The sequence below is a fragment of the Streptomyces sp. NBC_00289 genome (genome assembly GCF_041435115.1).
Classification (GTDB): Bacteria; Actinomycetota; Actinomycetes; order Streptomycetales; family Streptomycetaceae; genus Streptomyces.
The window spans coordinates 5,076,123-5,098,293 of sequence record NZ_CP108046.1 but is presented as its reverse complement, the minus strand read 5'-3'; the positions used below and the strand labels follow the sequence as shown (position 1 = coordinate 5,098,293).

General features: G+C 70.2%; 18 protein-coding genes. 9 read left to right on the top strand and 9 right to left on the bottom strand.

Annotation, left to right across the window (positions count from 1 at the left end; genetic code table 11):
- The first annotated feature begins 75 nt into the window (after positions 1 to 75).
- Entirely contained in the window at positions 76 to 615 is a 540-nt protein-coding gene (locus OG985_RS23080; RefSeq protein ID WP_371670238.1) for a bacterial proteasome activator family protein, read from the top strand.
- 173 nt (positions 616 to 788) lie between these two features.
- On the opposite strand, the gene OG985_RS23075 is transcribed toward OG985_RS23080, so the two are convergent.
- Positions 789 to 2,438, bottom strand: coding sequence for a protein kinase (locus tag OG985_RS23075; protein WP_371670237.1), 1,650 nt, complete (start codon positions 2,436 to 2,438; stop codon positions 789 to 791).
- Positions 2,439 to 2,771: 333 nt separating this feature from the next.
- On the opposite strand from OG985_RS23075, the gene OG985_RS23070 reads away from it, so the two are divergent.
- Complete coding sequence (locus OG985_RS23070) at positions 2,772 to 4,352, top strand: protein kinase (RefSeq protein WP_371670236.1); 1,581 nt, start codon at positions 2,772 to 2,774, stop codon at positions 4,350 to 4,352.
- A 117-nt stretch (positions 4,353 to 4,469) separates the two neighbouring features.
- Here OG985_RS23070 and OG985_RS23065 read toward each other — a convergent pair whose 3' ends face one another.
- A complete protein-coding gene (locus tag OG985_RS23065; RefSeq protein WP_371670235.1) occupies positions 4,470 to 5,501 on the bottom strand; it encodes a phosphotransferase in 1,032 nt (343 codons plus the stop codon).
- 522 nt (positions 5,502 to 6,023) lie between these two features.
- Between OG985_RS23065 and pdhA the strand changes: the two genes are divergently transcribed.
- From pdhA to OG985_RS23050, 3 genes are read left to right on the top strand one after another with little or no spacing between them, the layout of a single operon-like run.
- Complete coding sequence (gene pdhA / locus OG985_RS23060; protein ID WP_371670234.1) at positions 6,024 to 7,205, top strand: pyruvate dehydrogenase (acetyl-transferring) E1 component subunit alpha; 1,182 nt, start codon at positions 6,024 to 6,026, stop codon at positions 7,203 to 7,205.
- A gap of 1 nt (position 7,206) precedes the next feature.
- Positions 7,207 to 8,196: an alpha-ketoacid dehydrogenase subunit beta gene (locus tag OG985_RS23055; RefSeq protein ID WP_371670233.1), complete on the top strand. Its 990-nt coding sequence runs from the start codon at positions 7,207 to 7,209 to the stop codon at positions 8,194 to 8,196.
- Between the two features lie 10 nt (positions 8,197 to 8,206).
- On the top strand, positions 8,207 to 9,589 hold the full coding sequence (locus OG985_RS23050; protein WP_371670232.1) for a dihydrolipoamide acetyltransferase family protein: 1,383 nt from the start codon (positions 8,207 to 8,209) through the stop codon (positions 9,587 to 9,589).
- 96 nt (positions 9,590 to 9,685) lie between these two features.
- Here OG985_RS23050 and OG985_RS23045 read toward each other — a convergent pair whose 3' ends face one another.
- Positions 9,686 to 10,705 (bottom strand): Bro-N domain-containing protein, encoded by a 1,020-nt coding sequence (locus OG985_RS23045; RefSeq protein WP_371670231.1) that lies wholly within the window; start codon positions 10,703 to 10,705, stop codon positions 9,686 to 9,688.
- A 177-nt stretch (positions 10,706 to 10,882) separates the two neighbouring features.
- On the bottom strand, positions 10,883 to 11,785 hold the full coding sequence (locus OG985_RS23040; protein WP_371670230.1) for a D-alanyl-D-alanine carboxypeptidase family protein: 903 nt from the start codon (positions 11,783 to 11,785) through the stop codon (positions 10,883 to 10,885).
- A gap of 210 nt (positions 11,786 to 11,995) precedes the next feature.
- Between OG985_RS23040 and OG985_RS23035 the strand changes: the two genes are divergently transcribed.
- Together OG985_RS23035 and OG985_RS23030 are read left to right on the top strand one after the other, a co-directional pair.
- Positions 11,996 to 12,661 carry a GntR family transcriptional regulator gene (locus tag OG985_RS23035; RefSeq protein WP_371670229.1) on the top strand — a complete coding sequence of 222 codons (666 nt, stop codon included), beginning with the start codon at positions 11,996 to 11,998 and terminating at the stop codon, positions 12,659 to 12,661.
- Positions 12,658 to 13,974: a nitrate/nitrite transporter gene (locus tag OG985_RS23030; RefSeq protein WP_371670228.1), complete on the top strand. Its 1,317-nt coding sequence runs from the start codon at positions 12,658 to 12,660 to the stop codon at positions 13,972 to 13,974. The genes OG985_RS23035 and OG985_RS23030 overlap by 4 nt, the downstream gene beginning before the upstream one ends.
- 151 nt (positions 13,975 to 14,125) lie before the next feature.
- Here OG985_RS23030 and OG985_RS23025 read toward each other — a convergent pair whose 3' ends face one another.
- Positions 14,126 to 14,950 (bottom strand): maleylpyruvate isomerase family mycothiol-dependent enzyme, encoded by an 825-nt coding sequence (locus OG985_RS23025; RefSeq protein ID WP_371670227.1) that lies wholly within the window; start codon positions 14,948 to 14,950, stop codon positions 14,126 to 14,128.
- A 181-nt stretch (positions 14,951 to 15,131) separates the two neighbouring features.
- On the opposite strand from OG985_RS23025, the gene OG985_RS23020 reads away from it, so the two are divergent.
- On the top strand, positions 15,132 to 15,989 hold the full coding sequence (locus OG985_RS23020; protein WP_371670226.1) for a carbon-nitrogen family hydrolase: 858 nt from the start codon (positions 15,132 to 15,134) through the stop codon (positions 15,987 to 15,989).
- Between the two features lie 40 nt (positions 15,990 to 16,029).
- On the opposite strand, the gene OG985_RS23015 is transcribed toward OG985_RS23020, so the two are convergent.
- Positions 16,030 to 16,527 carry an LURP-one-related/scramblase family protein gene (locus OG985_RS23015; RefSeq protein WP_371670225.1) on the bottom strand — a complete coding sequence of 166 codons (498 nt, stop codon included), beginning with the start codon at positions 16,525 to 16,527 and terminating at the stop codon, positions 16,030 to 16,032.
- A gap of 164 nt (positions 16,528 to 16,691) precedes the next feature.
- Between OG985_RS23015 and OG985_RS23010 the strand changes: the two genes are divergently transcribed.
- Positions 16,692 to 18,527 (top strand): NHL domain-containing thioredoxin family protein, encoded by a 1,836-nt coding sequence (locus OG985_RS23010; RefSeq protein WP_371670224.1) that lies wholly within the window; start codon positions 16,692 to 16,694, stop codon positions 18,525 to 18,527.
- Between the two features lie 12 nt (positions 18,528 to 18,539).
- Here the strand turns inward: OG985_RS23010 and OG985_RS23005 are convergent, their stop codons facing one another.
- The 3 genes from OG985_RS23005 to OG985_RS22995 form a co-directional block, all read right to left on the bottom strand.
- Positions 18,540 to 18,791, bottom strand: a complete 252-nt coding sequence (locus tag OG985_RS23005) for a DUF6458 family protein (protein WP_371670223.1) — start codon at positions 18,789 to 18,791, stop codon at positions 18,540 to 18,542.
- Between the two features lie 87 nt (positions 18,792 to 18,878).
- The gene (locus OG985_RS23000) at positions 18,879 to 20,174 is read right to left on the bottom strand and encodes a M18 family aminopeptidase (RefSeq protein WP_371670222.1); all 1,296 of its coding nucleotides are present in this window, start codon (positions 20,172 to 20,174) and stop codon (positions 18,879 to 18,881) included.
- A gap of 109 nt (positions 20,175 to 20,283) precedes the next feature.
- Positions 20,284 to 22,110 (bottom strand): acyl-CoA dehydrogenase, encoded by a 1,827-nt coding sequence (locus tag OG985_RS22995; protein ID WP_371670221.1) that lies wholly within the window; start codon positions 22,108 to 22,110, stop codon positions 20,284 to 20,286.
- Between the last annotated feature and the right edge of the window lie 61 nt (positions 22,111 to 22,171).

Genomic DNA, 22,171 nt, shown 5'->3' with positions numbered 1-22,171 from the left:
CGGCCACATGCGGTGGATCACGCTTCGAGGGGGGCACCACGCTGATGGGGTGTACGGGTGCGAGAGAATGGCGGCATGGAGATGCCGAGGAACGAAAGGTCGCCGGAGAACCCTCAGATCCTGGTCGTGGGCCAGGACGGTATGGCGCTCGGCGGCACCGGAGACGAGGACTCCCGCGAGGTCCCGGTGACGGAGATGGTGGAACAGCCCGCGAAGGTCATGAGGATCGGCAGCATGATCAAGCAGCTCCTGGAGGAGGTGCGCGCGGCTCCTCTGGACGAGGCGAGCAGAGTCCGGCTCAAGGAGATCCATTCCAGCTCGGTGAAGGAGCTGGAGGACGGTCTGGCTCCCGAGCTCGTCGAGGAGCTGGAGCGGCTGTCACTGCCGTTCACGCACGACGCGACGCCGAGTGACGCGGAACTGCGTATCGCGCAGGCCCAGTTGGTCGGCTGGCTGGAGGGGCTCTTCCACGGGATCCAGACCACCCTGTTCGCCCAGCAGATGGCCGCGCGTGCCCAGCTGGAGCAGATGCGCCGCGCCCTGCCGCCCGGCGTCGCTCACGAGGGGGGCGACGACCCGCGGACGGGTGGCCGCTCGGGTGGCCCGTACCTGTAGGCCGGGTACACCGCGGGACGTCACCGACTCACCCGACCCGGGAGCGGACCGCTCACCAAGGACCGCTCACCGACCGACCCGATCGACCCGACCGGAACAACAGGCGGCCCGGCAGTTGACGCTGCCGGGCCCTTCTCATCGACTCCCGTCGACCTCGTCGACGGTCACCGCCCTCAGGCCGGATCCCCCGTGGAGATGTCGAACTGGATCTCCGGCGGGTTGTCCGGGTCGAAGTCCGTGCCCGCCTGCGGGGACTGGCGCATGACGGTGTCCTCGCCGTACGTGTTCTCGTCCACCGGATGCTTGTCGTAGTTCCACCCGGCGGCCTGGAGGCAGGCGAGGACCGAGGTCCAGTTCTTGAACCCGAAGTCCGGCATCTTCACCTTGTCGGGGTCGTTGTACGACTCCTGCGGCTCGGTGCACTCGGTCTTGTCGATCGTCCTGTCCAGGTCCGGCCCGCGGTGACCGGACACCGCCGACGCCGACGTGGACGCGCCGGCGCTGGTGCTGCCGCCACCGCCCGCGTTGTCGTCGCCGCCGTCACCGCCGTTGAGCATCAGGGCGGCGATCAGTCCGCCGACCGCGACCAGGGACACGACGATCGAGCCGATGACCACCGGCTTGTTGCTCTTGCCGCCGGCGGGTGAGGCGGTCGTGACGGGCTGGGGCGTCAGGTTGTACGGCGGCGGGGTCGATCCGGCCTGCTGATGCGGCGCGTAGGAGCCGGGGCCGGGCGTCTGGTAGGCCCCCTGCTGGGGATAGCCGTACGCCGGGGCCGGCGTCGAGGGCGCCGGGGTGCCGTACGGGTTCATCGGCTGGTACGGCGTCTGCACGTTGCCCGGCGGGGCCGGGACCGTCTGGTCGACCGGCGGGAAGACGGCGGAGCCGACACCGGCGCCGCTCGGGGTGGGGGTGCCCGGCACGATGTTCGGCGCGGCCGGCTGGAGGGACGCGGCCACCCGCAGGCACTCGTCGCGCATGGACTCGGCGCTCGGGAACCGCTCGTTGGGGTTCTTCTTGAGGGCGCGGGCGACCAGGGCGTCCACCGCCGGCGGCAGCGAACGGTTGACCGAGGAGGGCGCGACCGGCTCCTCCTGCACATGCGCGTACGCGATGGCCAGCGGTGAGTCCGCGTCGAACGGCAACCGCCCGGTGACCAGCTGGAACAGCATGATGCCGACCGAGTAGAGGTCGGAGCGGGCGTCCACGCCCCGGCCCAGCGCCTGCTCCGGCGACAGGTACTGCGGGGTGCCGACGACCATGCCGGTCTGCGTCATGGAGGTGACGCCGGACTGCATGGCGCGGGCGATGCCGAAGTCCATCACCTTGACGACCCCGCGCTTGGTCATCATCACGTTGCCCGGCTTGATGTCCCGGTGGACCAGGCCCATCTCGTGGCTGATCTCCAGCGCGGCGAGCACGTCGGCGGTGATCTTCAGCGCCTTGTCGGCGGGCATCGCGCCGTGCCGCCGTACGTCCTCGTCGAGCACCGAGCCGAGCGGACGGCCCTCGACGTACTCCATGACGATGTACGGCATGGTCGCGCCGCCGAGGTCGTCCTCGCCGGTGTCGAAGACCGAGACGATGTTGGTGTGGGTGAGCTTGGCCACGGCCTGGGCCTCGCGGCGGAAGCGCTCGCGGAAGGCCTGCTCGCGGCCCAGCTCGGTGTGCAGCGTCTTGACCGCGACCTGCCGGTCGAGCACGGCGTCGTACGCGAGGTGCACCGAGGCCATACCGCCCTCGCCGAGCAAGTCGCGCAGCTGATAGCGGCCACCGGCGAGTGCCCGCCCCGCATACCGGCCCTGTGCGCCGTCCTGGCTCATGTCCCGTGTCCCCCGTAGCCCTCAGACGCCGTCACTGATCGTTGATCGAAAGGGTGATTCCCGGCCAAGTCTGCCGGAGGGCACTGACACGTCAAGCTCGGTGCCCGATCCGTGACCGTACGCGAAAGAAGCGTCGCGGAAGCGTTACAGGTGCCCTACGGCCGGTACACACGATTTGCACGGCGAGACGCACTACGGGTTTGATGGCCGGTCCGTCGCGGACGGGTCGCCGGGCTCTTCCCGGATCGGAGGCTTGCGCGGAGGCTGTAGCGTGGCCGACGGAGACCGTAACAACACCGCGCGCACCGCGGGCAGAAACGACGGCGAGGACTGATGGCACAGCAGCAGCGCGCTCAGGGCCCGTCCGACCCCGAGGCGACTGGCGGCGGGATGTCGGATGCGCCGGAGCTGTGGGGTAACGGCGGACTGGTCGGTGACGGCAGGTACCGGCTGACCCGCAGACTCGGCCGGGGCGGCATGGCCGAGGTCTTCGCGGCCGAGGACGTGCGGCTCGGGCGCACCGTGGCGGTCAAGCTGTTGCGCGCGGATCTCGCCGAGGACCCCGTCTCCAAGGCCCGCTTCACGCGCGAGGCCCAGTCGGTGGCCGGCCTCAACCACCACTCGATCGTCGCCGTGTACGACTCCGGCGAGGACTTCGTGGGCGGCCAGTCGGTGCCGTATATCGTGATGGAGATCGTCGAGGGCCGCACCATCCGCGACCTGCTGCTCAACGCCGAGGCGCCCGGTCCCGAGCAGGCCCTGATCATCGTCTCGGGTGTGCTGGAGGCGCTCGCCTACTCGCACCAGCACGGCATCGTGCACCGCGACATCAAGCCGGCGAACGTCATCATCACCGACAACGGCGCCGTCAAGGTGATGGACTTCGGCATCGCCCGCGCCCTGCACGGCGCGTCCACCACGATGACGCAGACCGGCATGGTCATGGGCACCCCGCAGTACCTCTCCCCGGAGCAGGCGCTCGGCAAGGCCGTCGACCACCGCTCCGACCTGTACGCGACCGGCTGCCTTCTCTACGAACTTCTCGCGCTGCGCCCGCCGTTCACCGGCGAGACCCCGCTGTCGGTGGTCTACCAGCACGTCCAGGACATTCCGGTGCCCCCGTCCGAGACCTCGGACGGCGCGTGCCCGCCGGAGCTCGACGGCATGGTCATGCGCTCCCTCGCCAAGGAGCCGGACGACCGCTTCCAGACCGCGGAGGAGATGCGCGGGCTGGTCCAGTACGCCCTGCAGATGCTGTACGACCAGGGTGGCCACACCGGCACCTGGAACACCGGCCCGGTGGGGGCGCACGACGGCCGGAGCGCGCCGGCGGCGGGCTTCGCGAGCACCACCGTGCTGCCGCACTCCGGTGACTCCTCCGGCACCACGCAGATCCCGCAGCCGATCCTGCCCTCCGGCTACGGCGGCGGGGACGAGGGCGGCTTCGAGGGACACGGCAACCGGGGCAGCGGCCGCGGCAAGCTGTGGATCCTCGCGGTTCTCGCGGTCGTCGCCATCGCCGCGGGTGTCGCCCTGGCGCTGAACAACGGCGGCGGAGGTGGCGGCGGCGCGGACACGACCCCGTCGCCGACGACCTCGCGGTCCGCGACGGACAACAAGGACTCGGAGACGCCGACCGACGAGCCGACCGACGAGCCGACGGACACGTCCACCGACGACAGTTCGGGGACGGGCTCCGGCTCGAACTGGACGCCTTCGTACACGCCGTCGTACACCCCCTCCGAGAGCTACAGCAGCGAGCCGAGCGACGAGCCGTCGGACCCGGAGACGAGCGCGGAGCCGACGGAGGAGACCAGCGCGCCGGAGACCGACCCGCCCGTGACGAGCGACCCGACGGACGGTGGCGGCGAAGAGGGCGACGGCGGTACGACGTCCGGGAGCGGCGATCTCTGACAGGCGACGGCCGGTCTGACCCGCACCGGCCGACCGCTCTTCTCGCGGGCGCGGCCGTGACGGGCTCCCCGTGCCCGCGCACCGGGCTCCACGCGCGCGTGGAGCCCTCCGGGGTGCTCACTCGGCGAAGGCGTCGCACACCGCGTCGTACTCCCGTGTCCACCACACGGCGAGCGCCGAGGCCGCCGGGAACTGCGAATCCGCGCGGGTGTCGCCGCGCTCGTAGTGCCAGCGCAGTATCCAGAAGTCGTTGAGGCGTTCCCACCACACGCGGCGCACCGCCGCCGTGAGCTCCGAGGGCGTGGCCCCGGCCGCGCGCCGGTACGCGCGCGCGTACGCCCGCACCTTCGGCAGGTCGAGGGCACCGGCGGGGCGGACGAAGAAGATCGCGGCGGCGCGTACGGCCTCCTCCGCGCGGGGCTGCACGCCGAGCCGGTCCCAGTCGACGATCGCGGCGGGCGCGTCCCCCTTGTAGAGCAGGTTGAACGGGTGGAAGTCCCCGTGCACCCAGCCCACCGAGGCGCCTCGCGGGGGCCGCCGGTCGGCGTGCTTCTCCAGGAGCGCCCGCCGTTCCAGCAGGCGATGACGGGCCAGTTCGTCGAAGGAGTCGGCGGGGTGGTGCCGGCGGACGTGGCCGAGCAGGTCGTCGATGAGGGTGACGGTGTCGGCGGGGTCGGGGCTGTCGGCCGGCTCGGCGCGCGCCCGCGCGTGCGCCGGCATCACCCGCTCCAGGCTCGCGTGCACCACACCCAGCAGGGCGCCCAGCCGTCCGCACTGCCCGCCCGTGAGCTGACCGCCGTGGCGGTGCCGGCCGTCGATCCACGGATGCAGCGCGTAGGCGTGGCCGCCGATGACGGCCACCGTGCGTCCGTCGCGGCCGGTCAGCGGCGGGGCGACCGGGACCCCGAGGTCGGCCAGGCGCTGGGTGGCCCGGTGCTGGCGGGCGATCGCGGTCGGATCGGCGGTCTCCGGGTCGAAGTGGTGCTTCAGGAAGTAGCGGCCGCGGGTCGTGCGGAGCCGGTAGCCGCGGTTGAGCAGTCCCTGGTCGACCGGCTCGCAGGCGACGGCGGAACCGGCGGCGTACTGGCTGAGGAGGGCGCCCAACGGGGGCGCGTGAGGTACGAGGGGTGGTACACAAGAGCGCGGCACGCGCCAGATGCTAGGGCACCAGATGAGCCTGTGAGCTGGGGGTTGTCGCACACAGTCGCCGATAGTCGCATTCGGTCACAGAATCGATCAGGTGATCGCACGGGGCGTGCCCGAAGTGGGCGGCGGCAGGGCTCACGCCACTCCGGGGAGAATTGCCCCGGTTCACACCTTTACTCCGGAATGACGCTCTTCTCCCTGATCAAAAGCCGCGCCCGGGCAGACTCTTCCCGTGAACTGGGTCACCGGGATAACGTGCCGTTGTTCCGGCCCCCTGCAAGGCTGTGACCAGGAATTGTTCCCGATTTTGCGATTTACTTGGAAATCCAAGCAAAAACGCAGGTCAGGAGGGGTTTCACAGAAATGTGAAGCACTGGGTAACGTGCCTTTTGCAGGATGCTCGCCGGGGCACCTGTCACGCCTGTTCCCCAACGAGCCGCACCCACCCTGTGCGTCCCTGGGGCTACGGGTGAGCCGCACTGGCGCCCGGCGAACCCGGGTAGCCGGACCGACGGAGGAGCACACGTGACCGTGGAGAGCACTGCCGCGCGCACATCGCGACGCAGCGCCAGTACCAAGAGCACGGCCGGCAAGCGCACGACCGCGAAGAAGCCACCGGGCGCCGAGCCCGAGCTCGTGCAACTGCTGACGCCTGAAGGCAAGCGCGTCAAGAACGCCGCGTACGACGCGTACGTCGCCGACATCACCCCGGACGACCTGCGCGGTCTGTACCGGGACATGGTGCTCACCCGCCGCTTCGACGCCGAGGCCACCTCCCTGCAGCGTCAGGGCGAGCTGGGCCTGTGGGCGTCGCTGCTCGGCCAGGAGGCCGCCCAGATCGGCTCCGGCCGGGCCCTGCGCGACGACGACTACGTCTTCCCGACCTACCGCGAGCACGGCGTCGCCTGGTGCCGCGGAGTCGACCCGACCAACCTGCTCGGCATGTTCCGCGGCGTGAACAACGGCGGCTGGGACCCGAACGGCAACAACTTCCACCTCTACACGATCGTCATCGGTGCGCAGACCCTGCACGCCACCGGCTACGCCATGGGCGTGGCCAAGGACGGCGCGGACAGCGCGGTGATCGCCTACTTCGGTGACGGCGCCTCCAGCCAGGGTGACGTCGCCGAATCGTTCACCTTCTCCGCGGTCTACAACGCCCCGGTGGTGTTCTTCTGCCAGAACAACCAGTGGGCGATCTCCGAGCCGACCGAGCGGCAGACCCGCGTCCCGCTCTACCAGCGGGCCCAGGGCTACGGCTTCCCGGGCGTGCGCGTGGACGGCAACGACGTGCTGGCCTGCCTCGCGGTGACGAAGTGGGCGCTGGAGCGCGCCCGCCGCGGTGAGGGCCCGACCCTGGTCGAGGCGTACACCTACCGCATGGGCGCCCACACCACCTCCGACGACCCGACCAAGTACCGGGCCGACGAGGAGCGCGAGGCCTGGGAGGCGAAGGACCCGATCCTGCGCCTGCGCGCTCACCTGGAAGCCGCAAACCACGCGGACGAGGGATTCTTCGCGGAACTCGAGACCGAGAGCGAGGCGTTGGGCAGGCGAGTGCGCGAAGCGGTCCGCGCCATGCCGGACCCGGACCGTTTCGCCATCTTCGAGAACGTGTACGCGGACGGGCACGCGCTCGTCGACGAGGAGCGAGCCCAGTTCGCCGCCTACCAGGCGTCGTTCGCGGACGAAGAGGGGGGCAACTGACATGGCGCCGGTGACATCCAGCAACATGGCCGTGGCCAAGGCGATCAACGAGTCGCTGCGCCGCGCCCTGGACGCGGACCCCAAGGTCCTGATCATGGGCGAGGACGTCGGCAAGCTCGGCGGCGTCTTCCGCGTGACGGACGGCCTGCAGAAGGACTTCGGCGAGAGCCGGGTCATCGACACCCCGCTCGCCGAGTCGGGCATCGTCGGCACCGCGATCGGCCTGGCGCTCCGAGGCTACCGCCCGGTCGTCGAAATCCAGTTCGACGGGTTCGTCTTCCCGGCGTACGACCAGATCGTCACCCAGCTGGCGAAGATGCACGCGCGTTCCCTGGGCAAGATCAAGCTCCCCGTCGTCGTCCGCATCCCCTACGGTGGCGGCATCGGCGCGGTGGAGCACCACTCGGAGTCCCCCGAGTCGCTCTTCGCGCACGTCTCGGGCCTGAAGGTCGTCTCCCCGTCGAACGCGGCGGACGCGTACTGGATGATGCAGCAGGCCATCCAGAGCGACGACCCGGTGATCTTCTTCGAGCCCAAGCGGCGCTACTGGGACAAGGCCGAGGTCAACACCGAGGCGATCCCGGGCCCTCTGCACAAGGCCCGCGTCGTCCGCGAGGGCGGCGACCTCACCCTCGCCGCCTACGGCCCGATGGTGAAGACCTGCCTGGAGGTCGCCGACGCGGCGGCCGAGGAGGGCAAGTCGCTGGAGGTCCTGGACCTGCGCTCGATCTCCCCGCTCGACTTCGACACCATCCAGACCTCGGTCGAGAAGACCCGCCGCCTGGTCGTCGTCCACGAGGCCCCGGTGTTCTTCGGCTCCGGCGCGGAGATCGCCGCCCGGATCACCGAGCGCTGCTTCTACCACCTGGAGGCCCCGGTGCTGAGGGTCGGCGGCTACCACGCCCCGTACCCGCCGGCGCGCCTGGAGGAGGAGTACCTGCCGGGTCTGGACCGGGTGCTCGACACCGTCGACCGCGCCCTGGCGTACTGAGGAGAGGGTCGTGACGACGATGACTGACGCGTCCGTACGCGAGTTCAAGATGCCCGACGTGGGCGAGGGGCTCACCGAGGCCGAGATCCTCAAGTGGTACGTCAAACCCGGCGACACCGTCACCGACGGCCAGGTCGTCTGCGAGGTCGAGACGGCCAAGGCGGCGGTGGAACTCCCCATCCCGTACGACGGTGTGGTCCGCGACCTCCACTTCGCCGAGGGCACCACGGTGGACGTGGGCACGCCGATCATCGCGGTGGCCGTCGCCGGCAGGGGCGCCGCTCCCGTCGCGGAACCGGCCCCGGCGCCCGCCGCGGAGCAGCCGCAGGAGCCCGAGCCGCAGGGCCGCCAGCCGGTCCTGGTGGGCTACGGAGTCGCCGCTTCCTCGACCAAGCGCCGTCCCCGCAAGGGCCCCGAGATCCCGGTCCAGGAGGCGTCGGCGGCCGTCCAGTCGGAGCTCAACGGCCACGGGACGACGGCGGTGCGGTCCCGGCCGCTGGCCAAGCCGCCGGTGCGCAAGCTGGCCAAGGACCTCGGCGTCGACCTGGCGTCGGTGGTGCCCTCCGGCCCGGACGGCGTCATCACCCGCGAGGACGTCCACGCCGCGGCGGCGGCTCCGGCGCCGGCCCTCGCGCCCGTCGTGGCCCCGGCACCCGTCGCGCCGCAGGCGCCGGTCGTCACCTACGACACGGCCCGTGAGACCCGCGTCCCGATCAAGGGCGTCCGCAAGGCGACGGCGACGGCGATGGTCGGTTCGGCGTTCACCGCGCCGCACGTCACGGAGTTCGTGACGGTCGACGTGACCCGCACGCTGAAGCTGGTCGAGGAGCTCAAGCAGGACAAGGAGATGCAGGGCCTGCGGATCAATCCGCTGCTGCTGATCGCCAAGGCCCTGCTGGTCGCGATCAAGCGTCATCCCGACGTCAACGCGTCCTGGGACGAGGCCGCCCAGGAGATCGTGCTCAAGCACTACGTCAACCTGGGCATCGCGGCCGCCACCCCTCGCGGCCTGATCGTCCCGAACATCAAGGACGCCCAGACCAAGACGCTGCCGCAGCTGGCGCAGTCCCTGGGCGAGTTGGTGTCGACGGCGCGCGAGGGCAGGACGTCGCCCGCCGACATGCAGGGCGGCACCGTGACGATCACCAACGTCGGCGTCTTCGGCGTCGACACCGGCACGCCGATCCTCAACCCCGGCGAGGCCGCGATCCTCGCGGTGGGCGCCATCAAGCTCCAACCGTGGGTCCACAAGGGCAAGGTGAAGCCCCGCCAGGTGACGACCCTGGCCCTGTCCTTCGACCACCGCCTGGTGGACGGAGAACTCGGCTCCAAGGTCCTCGCCGACGTGGCAGCGATCCTGGAACAACCCAAACGACTGATCACGTGGGCGTGACGGCTCGCGAGGCGATAGGTTGAACGCTGAAGGGACGGCCGCAACTTCGTTTTGCGGCCGCCCCTTCATCTCTTCACCCGGCCAAACCGGTCGAGTTCAGGACCGGTTGAGTACGTAGACCGGAGCCCCCTCCTCGCTGCCGCCCCGGGAGTGGATGCAGGCGTGCTTGCGCAGCAGCCGCAGGCACTCGTTGACACGGTGCACCGTCAGTCCGGTGCGAGCGGCGATCGATTCGAGCGGCTCCCGCAGCTCTCCCCGCTCGACCAGGACCGGGGCGATGACCACGGCCACCGTCCACACGTCTTCCGTGACGGAGAGCCGCTCACGCCAGTCGGCCAGGACGGACTCCGTGGTCGGGAGCGGGGCGAAGGCCGCGGTGGGCGCCGGACGGTCCAGCGCCAGGACGTCCAGCCGGTTCGCGATGCGTTCCATGGCCTGGGCGATGGCCTGCTGCGCGGTGAGCGTCGCGCGCTGCATCCCCACCAGGTCCCGCTGCATGCCCACCATGTCCCGCTGCATCTCCGCCATCTCGTGCTGCATGGCGAGCATGTCCCGTTGCACGGTGAGTGACTCGTGCTGGGCGACCGCGAGTTGTTCGTCCGCAAGCAGGTTGCGCTCCTCCAGCCGGACGATGGCCTCGGCCACCTGTTCCGGCATGGCGTACGCGATGGGGGCACCCGGGCCGACGGGCTGCACCTCGGCTTCTTCGAGGGTGTAGGAACCCTCTCGCTGGACGGTCTCGATCACCTCGGCGGCCCACTGCTTGAAGGGGGCGCAGGCGGGCTTGGTGCAAGCGTTGACCAGGAGGATGAGACCTTGGAGAGAGATGACATTCAGGTCTCGGCGCCACTCTCTACCTGCGGGAATGCTGAGACCGTAACCTCCAGTTAGGGTCTCGAGAATGTCTCGTTGGTCTTCCGGGACATGGTCGGAGAGTGCTTTCTGCGGGTTGCTGTGGCCCAATCGCTTGCAGACATCCACGGCCGGAAACCAGTGGTTTCCGTCCGGCATGGTGAGCCGTCGGACCCGGTCCCCCGTCGCCGCGTAGACGAAGTCGCTGACGTCGATCGCCTCGTGCCGTTCGCCCGTGTCGGGCTTCTTGCTGGGTTCGTTCATGTGAACCACCTCCGCAGCGGAACGTAGGGCGGAGGAAATCGAATATGCCAGCCAGGGCAATGATGTTCACCATTGCGAGGTAATGGCGTCGATTCGGCTTGCGAGCCGGTCCCCGGGTGCGGCAAAGGGGCCTGCCGCGTGCACCGCGGCAGGCCCCTTTTTTTCAGTTATCGGGTGTCAGCCGAGCCTGGCGAAGCCGTAGGTGAGGAGCTTCTTCGCGTCCGACTCGCGCGCGGCGATCGACGTGGAGGCGAGCACCGTGCCGATGACCGTCTTGCCGTTGCGGGTCGCGGCGAACACCAGGCAGTACTTGGCCTCGGGACCGGAGCCGGTCTTGACGCCGATCGTGCCGCTGTAGCTGCTGAGCAGCCCGTTCGTGTTGGTCCACGTGCCCATCGTGCGGGTGCTGCCCGTCTTGGTGATGGTCTTCGCGGTGTACGACTTCGTCTTCACGATCGTGCGGAACGTGGAGGTCTTCATCGCGTTACTGGCGAGCTTGGTGAGGTCCTTCGCCGTCGAGTAGTTGGCACCGTTGCCAATGCCGTCGAACGAGTCGAAGTGCGTGCTCGTCAGACCGAGCTGCTGGGCCTTGGTGTTCATCTTGCCGATGAACGACTTCACCCGCGCGGCCCGCGTCGAGCCCGTGCCGTACTTGTCGGCCAGGGCGTACGCGGCGTCGCAGCCGGACGGCAGCATCAGCCCGTACAGCAGCTGACGGACGGTGACCTTGTCACCGACGATCAGGTGGGCCTGGGAGGCGTTGTTGGCGACCACGTAGTCGCTGTACGCCTTCTGGATGGTGACCTTGGAGTCCAGGTTCAGGTTCGACTGTGCGAGCACGAGCTTCGCCGTCATGATCTTCGTGGTGGAACCCGTGGACATCTTGGTGTTGGCGCCCTTGGTGTACAGCGATGTGCCGTTGGCGTTGTTCATCACGTAGCCGGTCTTGGCCGCGATCGTGGGCGCAGTGACGGCCTGCGCGGGTGCCGCGGTGAGAGCTCCCGTCGCGAGCATCGCGCCGGTCGTGACGGCGACGGCTGCGGCTCGGCGAAGGCGGACGCCCTGAATGCCGTTTATCAAGTCAGATACCCCGAATACGTTGAATGCCCCTGAGGTGCGGCCGAGTTGAGGTGGCGCAGAAGGTGGGGCCGCATGTGTCTGACACGTAAGTAGCACAGAAGGTTGTGCGCCCGCTGACGCGGCTCCGGGTTTTTTGCCGGCGGCTGGAGAAACGGTCCGTATCGTGGACGGCCCGCAGTCATGCGTACGTGTTGTATCTAAGATGTGTACATGCAGTCCTCCGCCCCTCCCGCCCCCGTCAAACAGCCTCCCGCCGCCGACCGCGTCTACGGCCACGTCAAGCAGGGCGTCCTGGACCGCCGCTACGAGGGCGGGACCCTGCTCACCGAAGGTGAACTCGCCGACGCCGTAGGGGTGTCCCGCACACCCGTGCGAGAGGCGCTGCTGCGACTGGAGGCCGAGGGGCTGATCCGGCTCTACCCGAAGAAGGGCGCACTGGTCCTGCCCGTCTCCGCGCAGGAGATCGCGGACGTGGTGGAGACCCGCCTGCTGGTCGAGGAGCACGCCGCGCGGAAGGCCGTACCGGCGCCCGCCGGGCTCATCGAGCGGCTCGAGGAACTGCTCGCCCGGCAGAAGGAGCAGGCCGCGGCCGGTGACCTGGCCGCGGCCGCCGTCACCGACCGCTGCTTCCACGCCGAGATCGTCCGCAGCGGAGGCAACGAGATCCTCTCCCGCCTCTACGACCAGCTCCGCGACCGGCAGTTGCGGATGGGCGTCGCCGTGCTGCACTCCCACCCCGACCGGATCGCCAAGACGCTCACCGAGCACGAGGAGATCCTCCAGGCGCTGCGTTCCGGGGACGCGGAGGCCGCCGTCGGCGTCGTCCACCGGCACGTCGGCTGGTTCTCCCACCTGGCGCGGGGAGAGGTGCGATGAGCAGCTCATCGTCCGTCTCGCTGCCGGGTGATCCGCCGGGCGGCCGGCGCGCGATGGTCGTCTGGGGCATCGGCGTCAGCGTCTACTTCGTCGCCGTCATCTTCCGTACGTCCCTGGGAGTGGCGGGCCTCGACGCGGCCGAGCGTTTCCACGTCAACGCGTCCGCGCTGTCGACGTTCTCGATCCTGCAACTGCTCGTCTACGCGGGCATGCAGATCCCCGTGGGCCTGCTGGTGGACCGGCTCGGCACGAAGAAGGTGCTGGCCATCGGCGTGGTGCTGTTCACGGCGGGTCAGCTGGGCTTCGCGTTCTCACCGTCGTACGGCACCGCCCTGGCCTCGCGCGCGCTGCTGGGCTGCGGAGACGCGATGACGTTCATCAGCGTGCTGCGGCTGGGAACCCGCTGGTTCCCGGCCCGGCGCGGGCCGATGGTCGCGCAGTTCGCGGGGCTGGTCGGCATGGCCGGCAATCTGGTCTCCACGCTGGTGCTGGCCCGGCTGCTGCACGGCATCGGGTGGACGGCGGCGTTCGCGGGCAGCGCGCTCGCCGGGGTCGTGGTCCTCGTCCTGCTCCTGCTGTTCCTCAAGGACCACCCCGAGGGCCACGAACCGGAGCCGTTCCCCCACCAGGGAGCCGCGTACGTCCGCCGGCAGATCGCCGCGTCCTGGCGGGAGCCGGGGACACGGCTCGGACTGTGGGTGCACTTCACGACCCAGTTCCCGGCGATGGTGTTCCTGCTGCTCTGGGGCCTGCCCTTCCTGGTCGAGGCGCAGGGACTGTCCCGCGCCACGGCCGGGGAACTGCTCACCCTGGTCGTCCTGTCGAACATGGCGGTCGGACTGGTCTACGGCCAGATCATCGCCCGGCACCACGCGGCCCGGCTGCCGCTCGCCCTCGGGACCGTGGCGGCGACAGCGCTGCTGTGGGCCGTGACGCTGGCGTATCCGGTGGTGTCCGCCGCCGAGCAGGTGCCCATGTGGCTGCTGATCGTGCTGTGCGCGGTGCTCGGTGCCTGTGGGCCCGCCTCGATGATCGGCTTCGACTTCGCGCGGCCGGCGAATCCGCCGGAGCGTCAGGGGACTGCCTCGGGAATCACCAACATGGGTGGTTTCGTGGCCTCCATGACCACCCTGTTCGCCGTCGGAGTGCTGCTGGACGCGACGGGCGGCGACTACACGGTCGCGTTCTCCGCGGTGTTCGTGCTCCAGGCGGTCGGCATCAGCCAGATCCTGCGCCTGCGGAAGCGGGCCGCCCGACGGGAGCGGGAACGGCTGGTGGCCAGCCGGGTGGAGACGGTGCACGTACCGGCGTGACGGGGGCGGCACCGCCGAGGCCGGAACCGGACCGGCCTCGGCTTACCGAAGCGCGCGCCCCCCAACCCGCCCGCCAACCCGCCCCCCAACAGGTCGACGACCCGCCCCCACAGGTCGACGAAACCCGCAGGGGCACCCCCGCCGTGGCCGGCTAGTGGGTCACCGTGAAGTTGGCCAGGATCGCTTCCACCAGGGCGGGTTCTCCGTCCGCCTTCAGTCGGTCCGCCACTCCCTCCGGCGTGACGCGGCCGCAGGCGAGGCGGACGTAGGTCTCCCAGGGGAGGGTGAAGACGGCGGCCGGGCCGAGGGCCGGAGCCGTCTCCAGGGTGCCGCGGCCCTGGATGTCGACGCGGACCGTGCGCAGGAACTCGACCGGCCCGTGCACGTCGAAGATGATCGCCGAGCTGCGGGGAGCACCCGCGTCCTCCGCGATGACGCGCGGGAGTTGGGCGAGCAGCACGTCACGGGCGACGTGTGCGCCGGGGGAGTCGAGATTGCCCGGGCGCCCGAGAGCGGCGCGCAGGTCCTGCTCGTGCACCCACACGTTGAACGCGTGGGTGCGCATGGACTCCTCGAGGGTCAGCTCCGTGCCCAGCGGGCCCCGCACCTTCGTACCGGGATCCCGCGAGTCGTTGCGCAGCTGCCGGTTGCGGCGAATGACCGTGTACTCCAGCTCGGAGGTCATCTCCGGTGCCGTGTGGTGGCGGCGGACGTCGACCTGCATCTCCGTGTAGCGCTGGTGATCGTTGGTGACGTGGAACAGGTCGCGCGGCAGCGTGTGGATGGGGCGCGGATCACCCAGCATCTCGCAGTCCAGGCCGATGACATGGGAGACGACGTCCCGGACCGACCAGCTGGGGCACGGGGTGCGCTGGTTCCACTCACCCTCCGCGAGCGGCTGCACCAGCTCGGATATCGCTTCGATGGAGTGGGTCCAGGCGTCGGCGTAGGGCTGGAGGGTGGGATGCAGACTCACGGAACGGGACCCCTCGGCGGTCGGTACACGGGTGGTGGTGGCGGCGTTGCCAGCGGGAGACGGCTGCTGTCGGCGGGTGTCTTGAAACGCTAAGTTACGCTGCTCTGAGGCACCCCGGCAGTGCTTTCGTGTGACGATCGTAGGCCCGTGTGAACGACTCGAATGCCAGGACGGTGGTAGTGTGCGCGCCTCTCTGATCCAGATCGCCGTCGACGAGGCCGAACCGGTCGCCGCGCGGCGGCAGCGGGTGGCCTCCCTGGTACGGGATCAGGCCGGGGCCGACCTCGTCGTCCTGCCGGAACTGTGGACGACCGGCGCCTTCGCGTACGAGGACTTCGGGCGCGAGGCCGAGCCGCTCGAGGGGCCGACCTACGAGGCGATGGCGAAGGCGGCGAGCGACGCGGGCGTCTGGCTGCACGCGGGCTCGATCCCGGAACGCGCGGTGTCCGACAGGGACGGCTCCGACGACGACGGGTCCGGAAGCGGTGCGACCGGAAGCGGTAACTCCGCCGGCGGCGCGCCCGCGGGTGAGGGCACGCTCTACAACACGTCTCTCGTCTTCTCCCCCTCCGGTGAACTGGCCGCCTCCTACCGCAAGATCCACCGCTTCGGCTTCGACAAGGGCGAGGCCGTGCTGATGGGCGCGGGGCGGGACCTGGTGACGGTGCGGCTGCCCGAGACCACGCTCGGCCTGGCCACCTGTTACGACCTCCGCTTCCCCGAGCTCTTCCGCGGCCTCGTCGACGCCGGTGCCGAGACCCTGGTCGTCCCGGCGGGCTGGCCGGAGCGCCGCCGGTCGCACTGGACGCTGCTGGCCCAGGCGCGGGCGGTGGAGAACCAGGCGTTCGTGCTCGCGTGTGGAACGGCCGGGACGCACACCGGAGTTCCGCAGGCCGGTCACTCGATCGTGGTGGATCCGTGGGGCGAGGTGCTGGCGCAGGCCGGGTCCGGGGAGCAGGTGCTCACGGTGGACTTCGACCCCGGGAAGGTCGCGAAGACCCGCGAGCAGTTCCCGGCGCTGAAGGACCGGGTGCTCTGAGCGCCCGCCCGCGTCCCCGGCCTCACGGGTCACTACCTCTCTAGTCCTCCCCCCGCTCCTTCTCCGCCAGGTGGATCACGCACACGGCCACCGCGATCAGCAGCGCCGGGTCCGCGTCCTCCCGTACGACGTCGACGCCGTACGTCTCCAGGACGTGCAGCCACCGACGGGAGATCACCGCGAGCAGCTCACCGTCGTACTCGACGGCGAACTCGCGGTCGAGGATCTTGCCGCTGACGTCCAGCTCGGTGCTGCCGTCCGCGAGGGACACCCGGTAGTGGTTGCGCAGCAGCGACAGCCGCTTGCGCCGGATCGTGGCGAGCGGCTCGCCGTCCCGCTCGATCACCATGGTGTCGCGCAGGGCGAGCATCTTCTGGTGGATGTCGATCAGGACGCGCCCGTGGGTGTCCTTCAACTCGAAGGTGTCCCGCAGCCGCATCGCCTTGCCGTCGACGAGGAACACCTTGTTGCCGTGCAGGTCCTCGATCCAGTAGTCGTCACCGAAGCCGAGGAGCCGGTCGCGTACGAGGAATCTCATACCGTCACCGCTTCCCCACCCACCGTCACGAAACCCCATCGGTAGGCCGACGGGCTGAGTCGGCCGCGCGGCGCGACCACGCCCCGGCGACCGCGCCCGTCCACGCCGGCGCCTCCGCCGCACGCCCCGACGTGATTGTCAGTGCCCGGTGGCACGCTTGATCCATGACCGAATCGTCCCGGCCCTCCACTCCCCGCCGTGCCCGCGTCCGCGCCCCCGAGCTGACCGGCAGGGGCGGCTGGATCAACACGGGTGGCCGGGATCTGAAGCTGGCCGACTTCCGAGGCCGCCTGTTGGTCCTGGACTTCTGGACCTTCTGCTGCGTCAACTGCCTGCACGTCCTCGACGAACTCCGTGAGCTGGAGGAGAAGCACCGGGACACCGTGGTGGTCGTCGGGGTGCACTCACCGAAGTTCGTCCACGAGGCCGAGCACCGGGCGGTCGTCGACGCCGTGGAGCGGTACGGCGTCGGGCATCCCGTCCTCGACGACCCGGAGCTCGGGACCTGGAAGCAGTACGCGGTCCGTGCCTGGCCGACCCTTGTCGTGGTCGACCCGGAGGGGTACGTGGTCGCGCAGCACTCCGGCGAGGGGCATGTGCACGCCATCGAGCGGCTCGTGACGGAGCTGGCGGCCGAGCACGAGGCGAAGGGGACGCTGCGGCGTGGCGACGGCCCGTATGTGGCGCCGGAGCCCGAACCGACGGCGCTGCGCTTCCCCGGCAAGGCCCTGCTCCTGCCGGACGGGCACTTCCTGGTCAGTGACACGACCCGGCACCAGCTCGTGGAGCTGGACGCGGACGCCGAGACCGTCGTACGGCGTATCGGGTCCGGCGAGCGCGGCTTCGCGGACGGTACGGCGGAGTCGGCGGCCTTCAACGAGCCGCAGGGCCTTGCCCTCCTCGGCGAGGAGGGCGGCCCGGTCGTCGTCGCCGACACCGTCAACCACGCTCTGCGTCACCTCGACCTCGCCACCGGGGAGGTCACCACCCTCGCGGGCACCGGGAGGCAGTGGCGGCGGGGATCATCCACGTCCGGCCCGGCGCGGGAGGTCGACCTGTCCTCCCCGTGGGACGTGGCGGTCTTCGGCGGGCGCGTGTGGATCGCGATGGCCGGCGTGCACCAGCTGTGGGCGTACGACCCGAAGGACGCGACGGTCGCCGTCACGGCCGGCACCACCGACGAGGGGCTCGTCGACGGGCCCGGTGCCGAGGCCTGGTTCGCGCAGCCCTCCGGACTGGCGGCCACCGCCGACCGGCTGTGGTTGGCCGACTCGGAGACCTCGGCCCTGCGCTGGGTGGACCTCGACGGTGTCGTGCACACCGCCGTCGGCTCGGGCCTGTTCGACTTCGGGCATCGCGACGGTGCCGCCGGACAGGCCCTGTTGCAGCATCCGCTGGGTGTCACCGCGCTGCCCGACGGCTCGGTCGCCGTCAGCGACACCTACAACCACGCCCTGCGCCGCTACGACCCTACGACCGGCGAGGTCACCACGCTCGCGACGGACCTGAGGGAGCCGAGCGGCGCGGTGCTGGTGGGCGGCGAGCTGGTGGTCGTCGAGTCGGCCCGGCACCGGCTGACGCGGATACGTCTGCCGGAGGAGGCCGTGAAGGTGCCGTCGGTGGCCTGTCGCACACGGCGCGCCGCCACCGAAGTCGCGCAGGGGAAGGTCGGGTTGGAGGTGGTTTTCCGGGTCCCGGCAGGTCGGAAACTCGACACCGATCAGGGTCCCGCGACCCGTCTCCTGGTCTCCGCCACCCCGCCCGGGCTGCTGCTGTCGGGGGAGGGCGCGGGCACCGGACTCTTCCGCACCCTTCGCCTCGACCCGGAGGTCGGGGAGGGTGTCCTGCACATCTCGGCGACGGCCGCCTCCTGCGACGACGACCCCGCCGGCCAACACCCCGCCTGCCATGTCCACCAGCAGGACTGGGGCGTGCCCGTCCGCCTCACGCGGGAGGGGACGGACCGCCTGTCCCTGGTCCTGGCCGGCCTGGACGACTGAGCGGGCGGGGGATCAGACTCCGTATCCGTCGCTGTAGCCGTCACGCGGGCGGTGCCGGTCCTCTTCGACGACCGTCGTCGTGGGCGGCGGCACCATGACCCGCCTGCGCCGGGCGATGCTGCTGAACGTCGAGACGCCGATCAGTCCCACGATCATGAGGATGATGCCGACGAGGTCGAGGTTGACCCCCTTCATGTCCCAGTCGGTCGCGAACGTGAGAATGGCTCCCGCGGCTATGAGGATGATGCATCCGCCGAGGCCCATGGCTGTCGCCTCCCTGTCCGGACCGGTCGCTCCGGCCCGGACTTGCGGGTACCCCGGCTGTCAACCCCCATGCCGAGGAAGGTCGTTCTATCCCTCCAGAAACGCCACGAGCGCGTTCGCCAGCAGGTGGGGGTCGTCGGCGCCGCACAACTCCCGCGCGCTGTGCATCGACAGGATGGCCACGCCGATGTCCACGGTCTTGATGCCGTGCCGGGCCGCGGTGATCGGGCCGATCGTCGTGCCGCAGGGCATGGAGTTGTTGGAGACGAAGGACTGGAAGGGCACGTCCGCCTTCTCGCAGGCGGCGGCGAACACCGCCCGGCCCGAACCGTCGGTCGCGTAGCGGTTGTTGACGTTGACCTTGAGGATGGGGCCGCCGTTGACCCGCGGGTGGTGGGTCGGGTCGTGCCGTTCCGCGTAGTTGGGGTGCACGGCGTGGCCGGTGTCGGAGGAGAGACAGACGGTGCCGGCGAAGGCTCTCGCCCGGTCCTCGTAGGACCCGCCGCGCGCGAACACCGAACGCTCCAGCACACCGCCGAGCAGCGGCCCGTCCGCGCCCGTGTCCGACTGCGAACCGTTCTCCTCGTGGTCGAAGGCGGCCAGCACCGGGATGTACGACAGCCCGGAGTCCGCGGCCGCGACGGCGCTCAGCGCGGCCACGCCGGCCTGTACGGACAGCAGGTTGTCCATGCGCGGCCCGGCGACCAGCTCCGCGTCGCGGCCCAGGTAGGCGGGCCGTTCCACGGAGTGGACCATCAGGTCCCAGCCGGTGACCTGGCCCGCCGCGAGTCCGCTCTCCTCCTCCAGGAAGGAGATCAGGTCGCCGTCGCGCACCGGGCCGAGCCCCCACACGGGCTGGAGGTGCCGCTGCTTGTCCAGCTTGAGGCCCTCGGCGGTCACCGACCGGTCCAGGTGGATGGCGAGTTGCGGCACGCGCAGCAGCGGCCGGTCCACGTTCACCAGCCGGGTCGCACCGTCCCGGAGGGTCAGCCGGCCCGCCAGGCCCAGGTCGCGGTCGAGCCACGAGTTCAGCAGCGGACCGCCGTAGATCTCCACGGCGATCTGGCGCCAGCCGTGCGCCCCGGTGTCCGGCAGCGGTTTGACCCGCAGGTTGGGCGAGTCCGTGTGCGCGCCGACGATCCGGAACGGCGTGTGCGGGTCGGCGCCCTCGGGGACGTACCAGGCCACGATCGCACCGCCGCGCAGCACGTACTTGCCGCCGGTCGACCCGTCCCACGCGTCCGTCTCCAGGACCTGCCGGAAGCCTGCCTTCTCCAGCCGCTCGGCGGCGTTCGCCACCGCGTGGTAGGGCGTCGGGCTGGCCGCCAGATAGGACATGAGGTCATCGGTGAGGCCGCGGTCGAAGCGGGAGGGTGCGCTCATGGGGTTCACCTTAACGACGTACCAGGGCCCGCTCCCGGTGACGGGGAGCGGGCCCTGGTAAGGACGGTGTGGAGTTCCGCGAGGCTGTACGGGGTTGTACTGCTGCGTCCTAGAACGCGTCCTCGTCGAGCTCCATCAGGTCGAGTTCGACGCCCTCGGCGACCTTGCGGGCCAGGGTCACGCCGGGCAGGACGTTGGCCGCGAAGAACTTCGCCGCCGCGATCTTGCCGGTGTAGAAGGGCCTGTCCTTCGCGGTGGCCGTCTCCAGCTTCTCGGCGGCGATCGCGGCACCCTTGAGGAGCAGGTAGCCGACGACCACGTCGCCGGAGGCGAGCAGTAGGCGGGTGGTGTTGAGGCCCACCTTGTAGATGTTCTTGACGTCCTGCTCGGTCGAGGCGAGGTCCGTCAGCATCAGACCGACGATGGCCTCCAGCTCGACGGCGGCCTTGGCGAGGTGCTCGCGGGCGCCCGACAGGCCCTCGCCGCCGGTGCCCAGCGCCAGGAACTTCTTGATGTCCTCGGCGAGGGAGTTCAGCGCGGCGCCCTGGTTGCGGACGATCTTCCGGAAGAAGAAGTCCTGGCCCTGGATCGCGGTCGTGCCCTCGTACAGGGTGTCGATCTTGGCGTCGCGGATGTACTGCTCGATCGGGTACTCCTGCAGGAAGCCGGAGCCGCCGAAGGTCTGGAGCGACTGGGCGAGCTGCTCGTAGCCCTTCTCGGAGCCGTAGCCCTTGACGATGGGCAGGAGCAGGTCGTTGAGGGCGTGCTCGGCGGAGGTGTCCTCGCCGTTCGCCTCCTTGACCGCGATCGTGTCCTGGACCGACGCGGTGTAGAGGACGAGCGCGCGCATGCCCTCCGCGTACGCCTTCTGCGTGATCAGCGAGCGGCGGACGTCCGGGTGGTGGGTGACGGTGACCTTGGGCGCGGCCTTGTCCATGAAGTTCGCCAGGTCCGGACCCTGGACGCGCTCCTTGGCGTACTCCAGCGCGTTGAGGTAGCCGGTCGACAGGGTGGAGATGGCCTTCGTGCCGACCATCATCCGGGCGAACTCGATGATCCGGAACATCTGGCGGATGCCGTCGTGCTTGTCGCCGATCAGCCAGCCCTTGGCGGGGTGGCGGTCGCCGAAGGTCATCTCGCAGGTGTTGGACGCCTTGAGACCCATCTTGTGCTCGACGTTGGTGGCGTAGACGCCGTTGCGCTCGCCCAGCTCGCCGGTCTCGACGTCGAAGAGGTACTTCGGGACGAGGAAGAGGGACAGGCCCTTGGTGCCGGGGCCGGCACCCTCGGGGCGGGCGAGGACGTAGTGGAGGATGTTCTCCTCCATGTCGTGCTCACCGGAGGTGATGAAGCGCTTGACGCCCTCGATGTGCCAGGAGCCGTCCTCCTGCTGGACCGCCTTGGTGCGGCCGGCGCCGACGTCCGAGCCCGCGTCGGGCTCGGTGAGCACCATGGTGGAGCCCCAGGTGCGCTCCACGGCGAGCTTCGCGATCCTCTTCTGGACCTCGTTGCCCTCGTCGAAGAGGATCCCGGCGAACGCCGGACCGGAGGAGTACATCCACACGGCCGGGTTGGCGCCGAGGATGAGCTCCGCGTACGACCAGATCAGGGACGGGGGAGCGGTCGTGCCGCCGATCTCCTCGGGCAGGCCCAGGCGCCAGTACTCGGAGTCCATGAAGGCCTTGTAGCTCTTCTTGAAGGACGCCGGGACGGGGGCGGTGTTCGTCTCCGGGTCGAAGACCGGCGGGTTGCGGTCGGCGTCCGTGAAGGATTCCGCCAGCTCGTTCTCCGAGAGGCGGGTCAGCTCCTCGAGGATGCTCTTCGCGGTCTCGGTGTCCATCTCCTCGAACGGGCCGGTGCCGTACAGCTTGTCGCGCCCGAGGACCTCGAAGAGGTTGAACTCGATGTCGCGGAGATTCGACTTGTAGTGCCCCATGGCGACGGCTCCGTAGCGAGATCGGCGAGGCGGTGGATCCTCGCGCCTGGTTCTTCGTTCA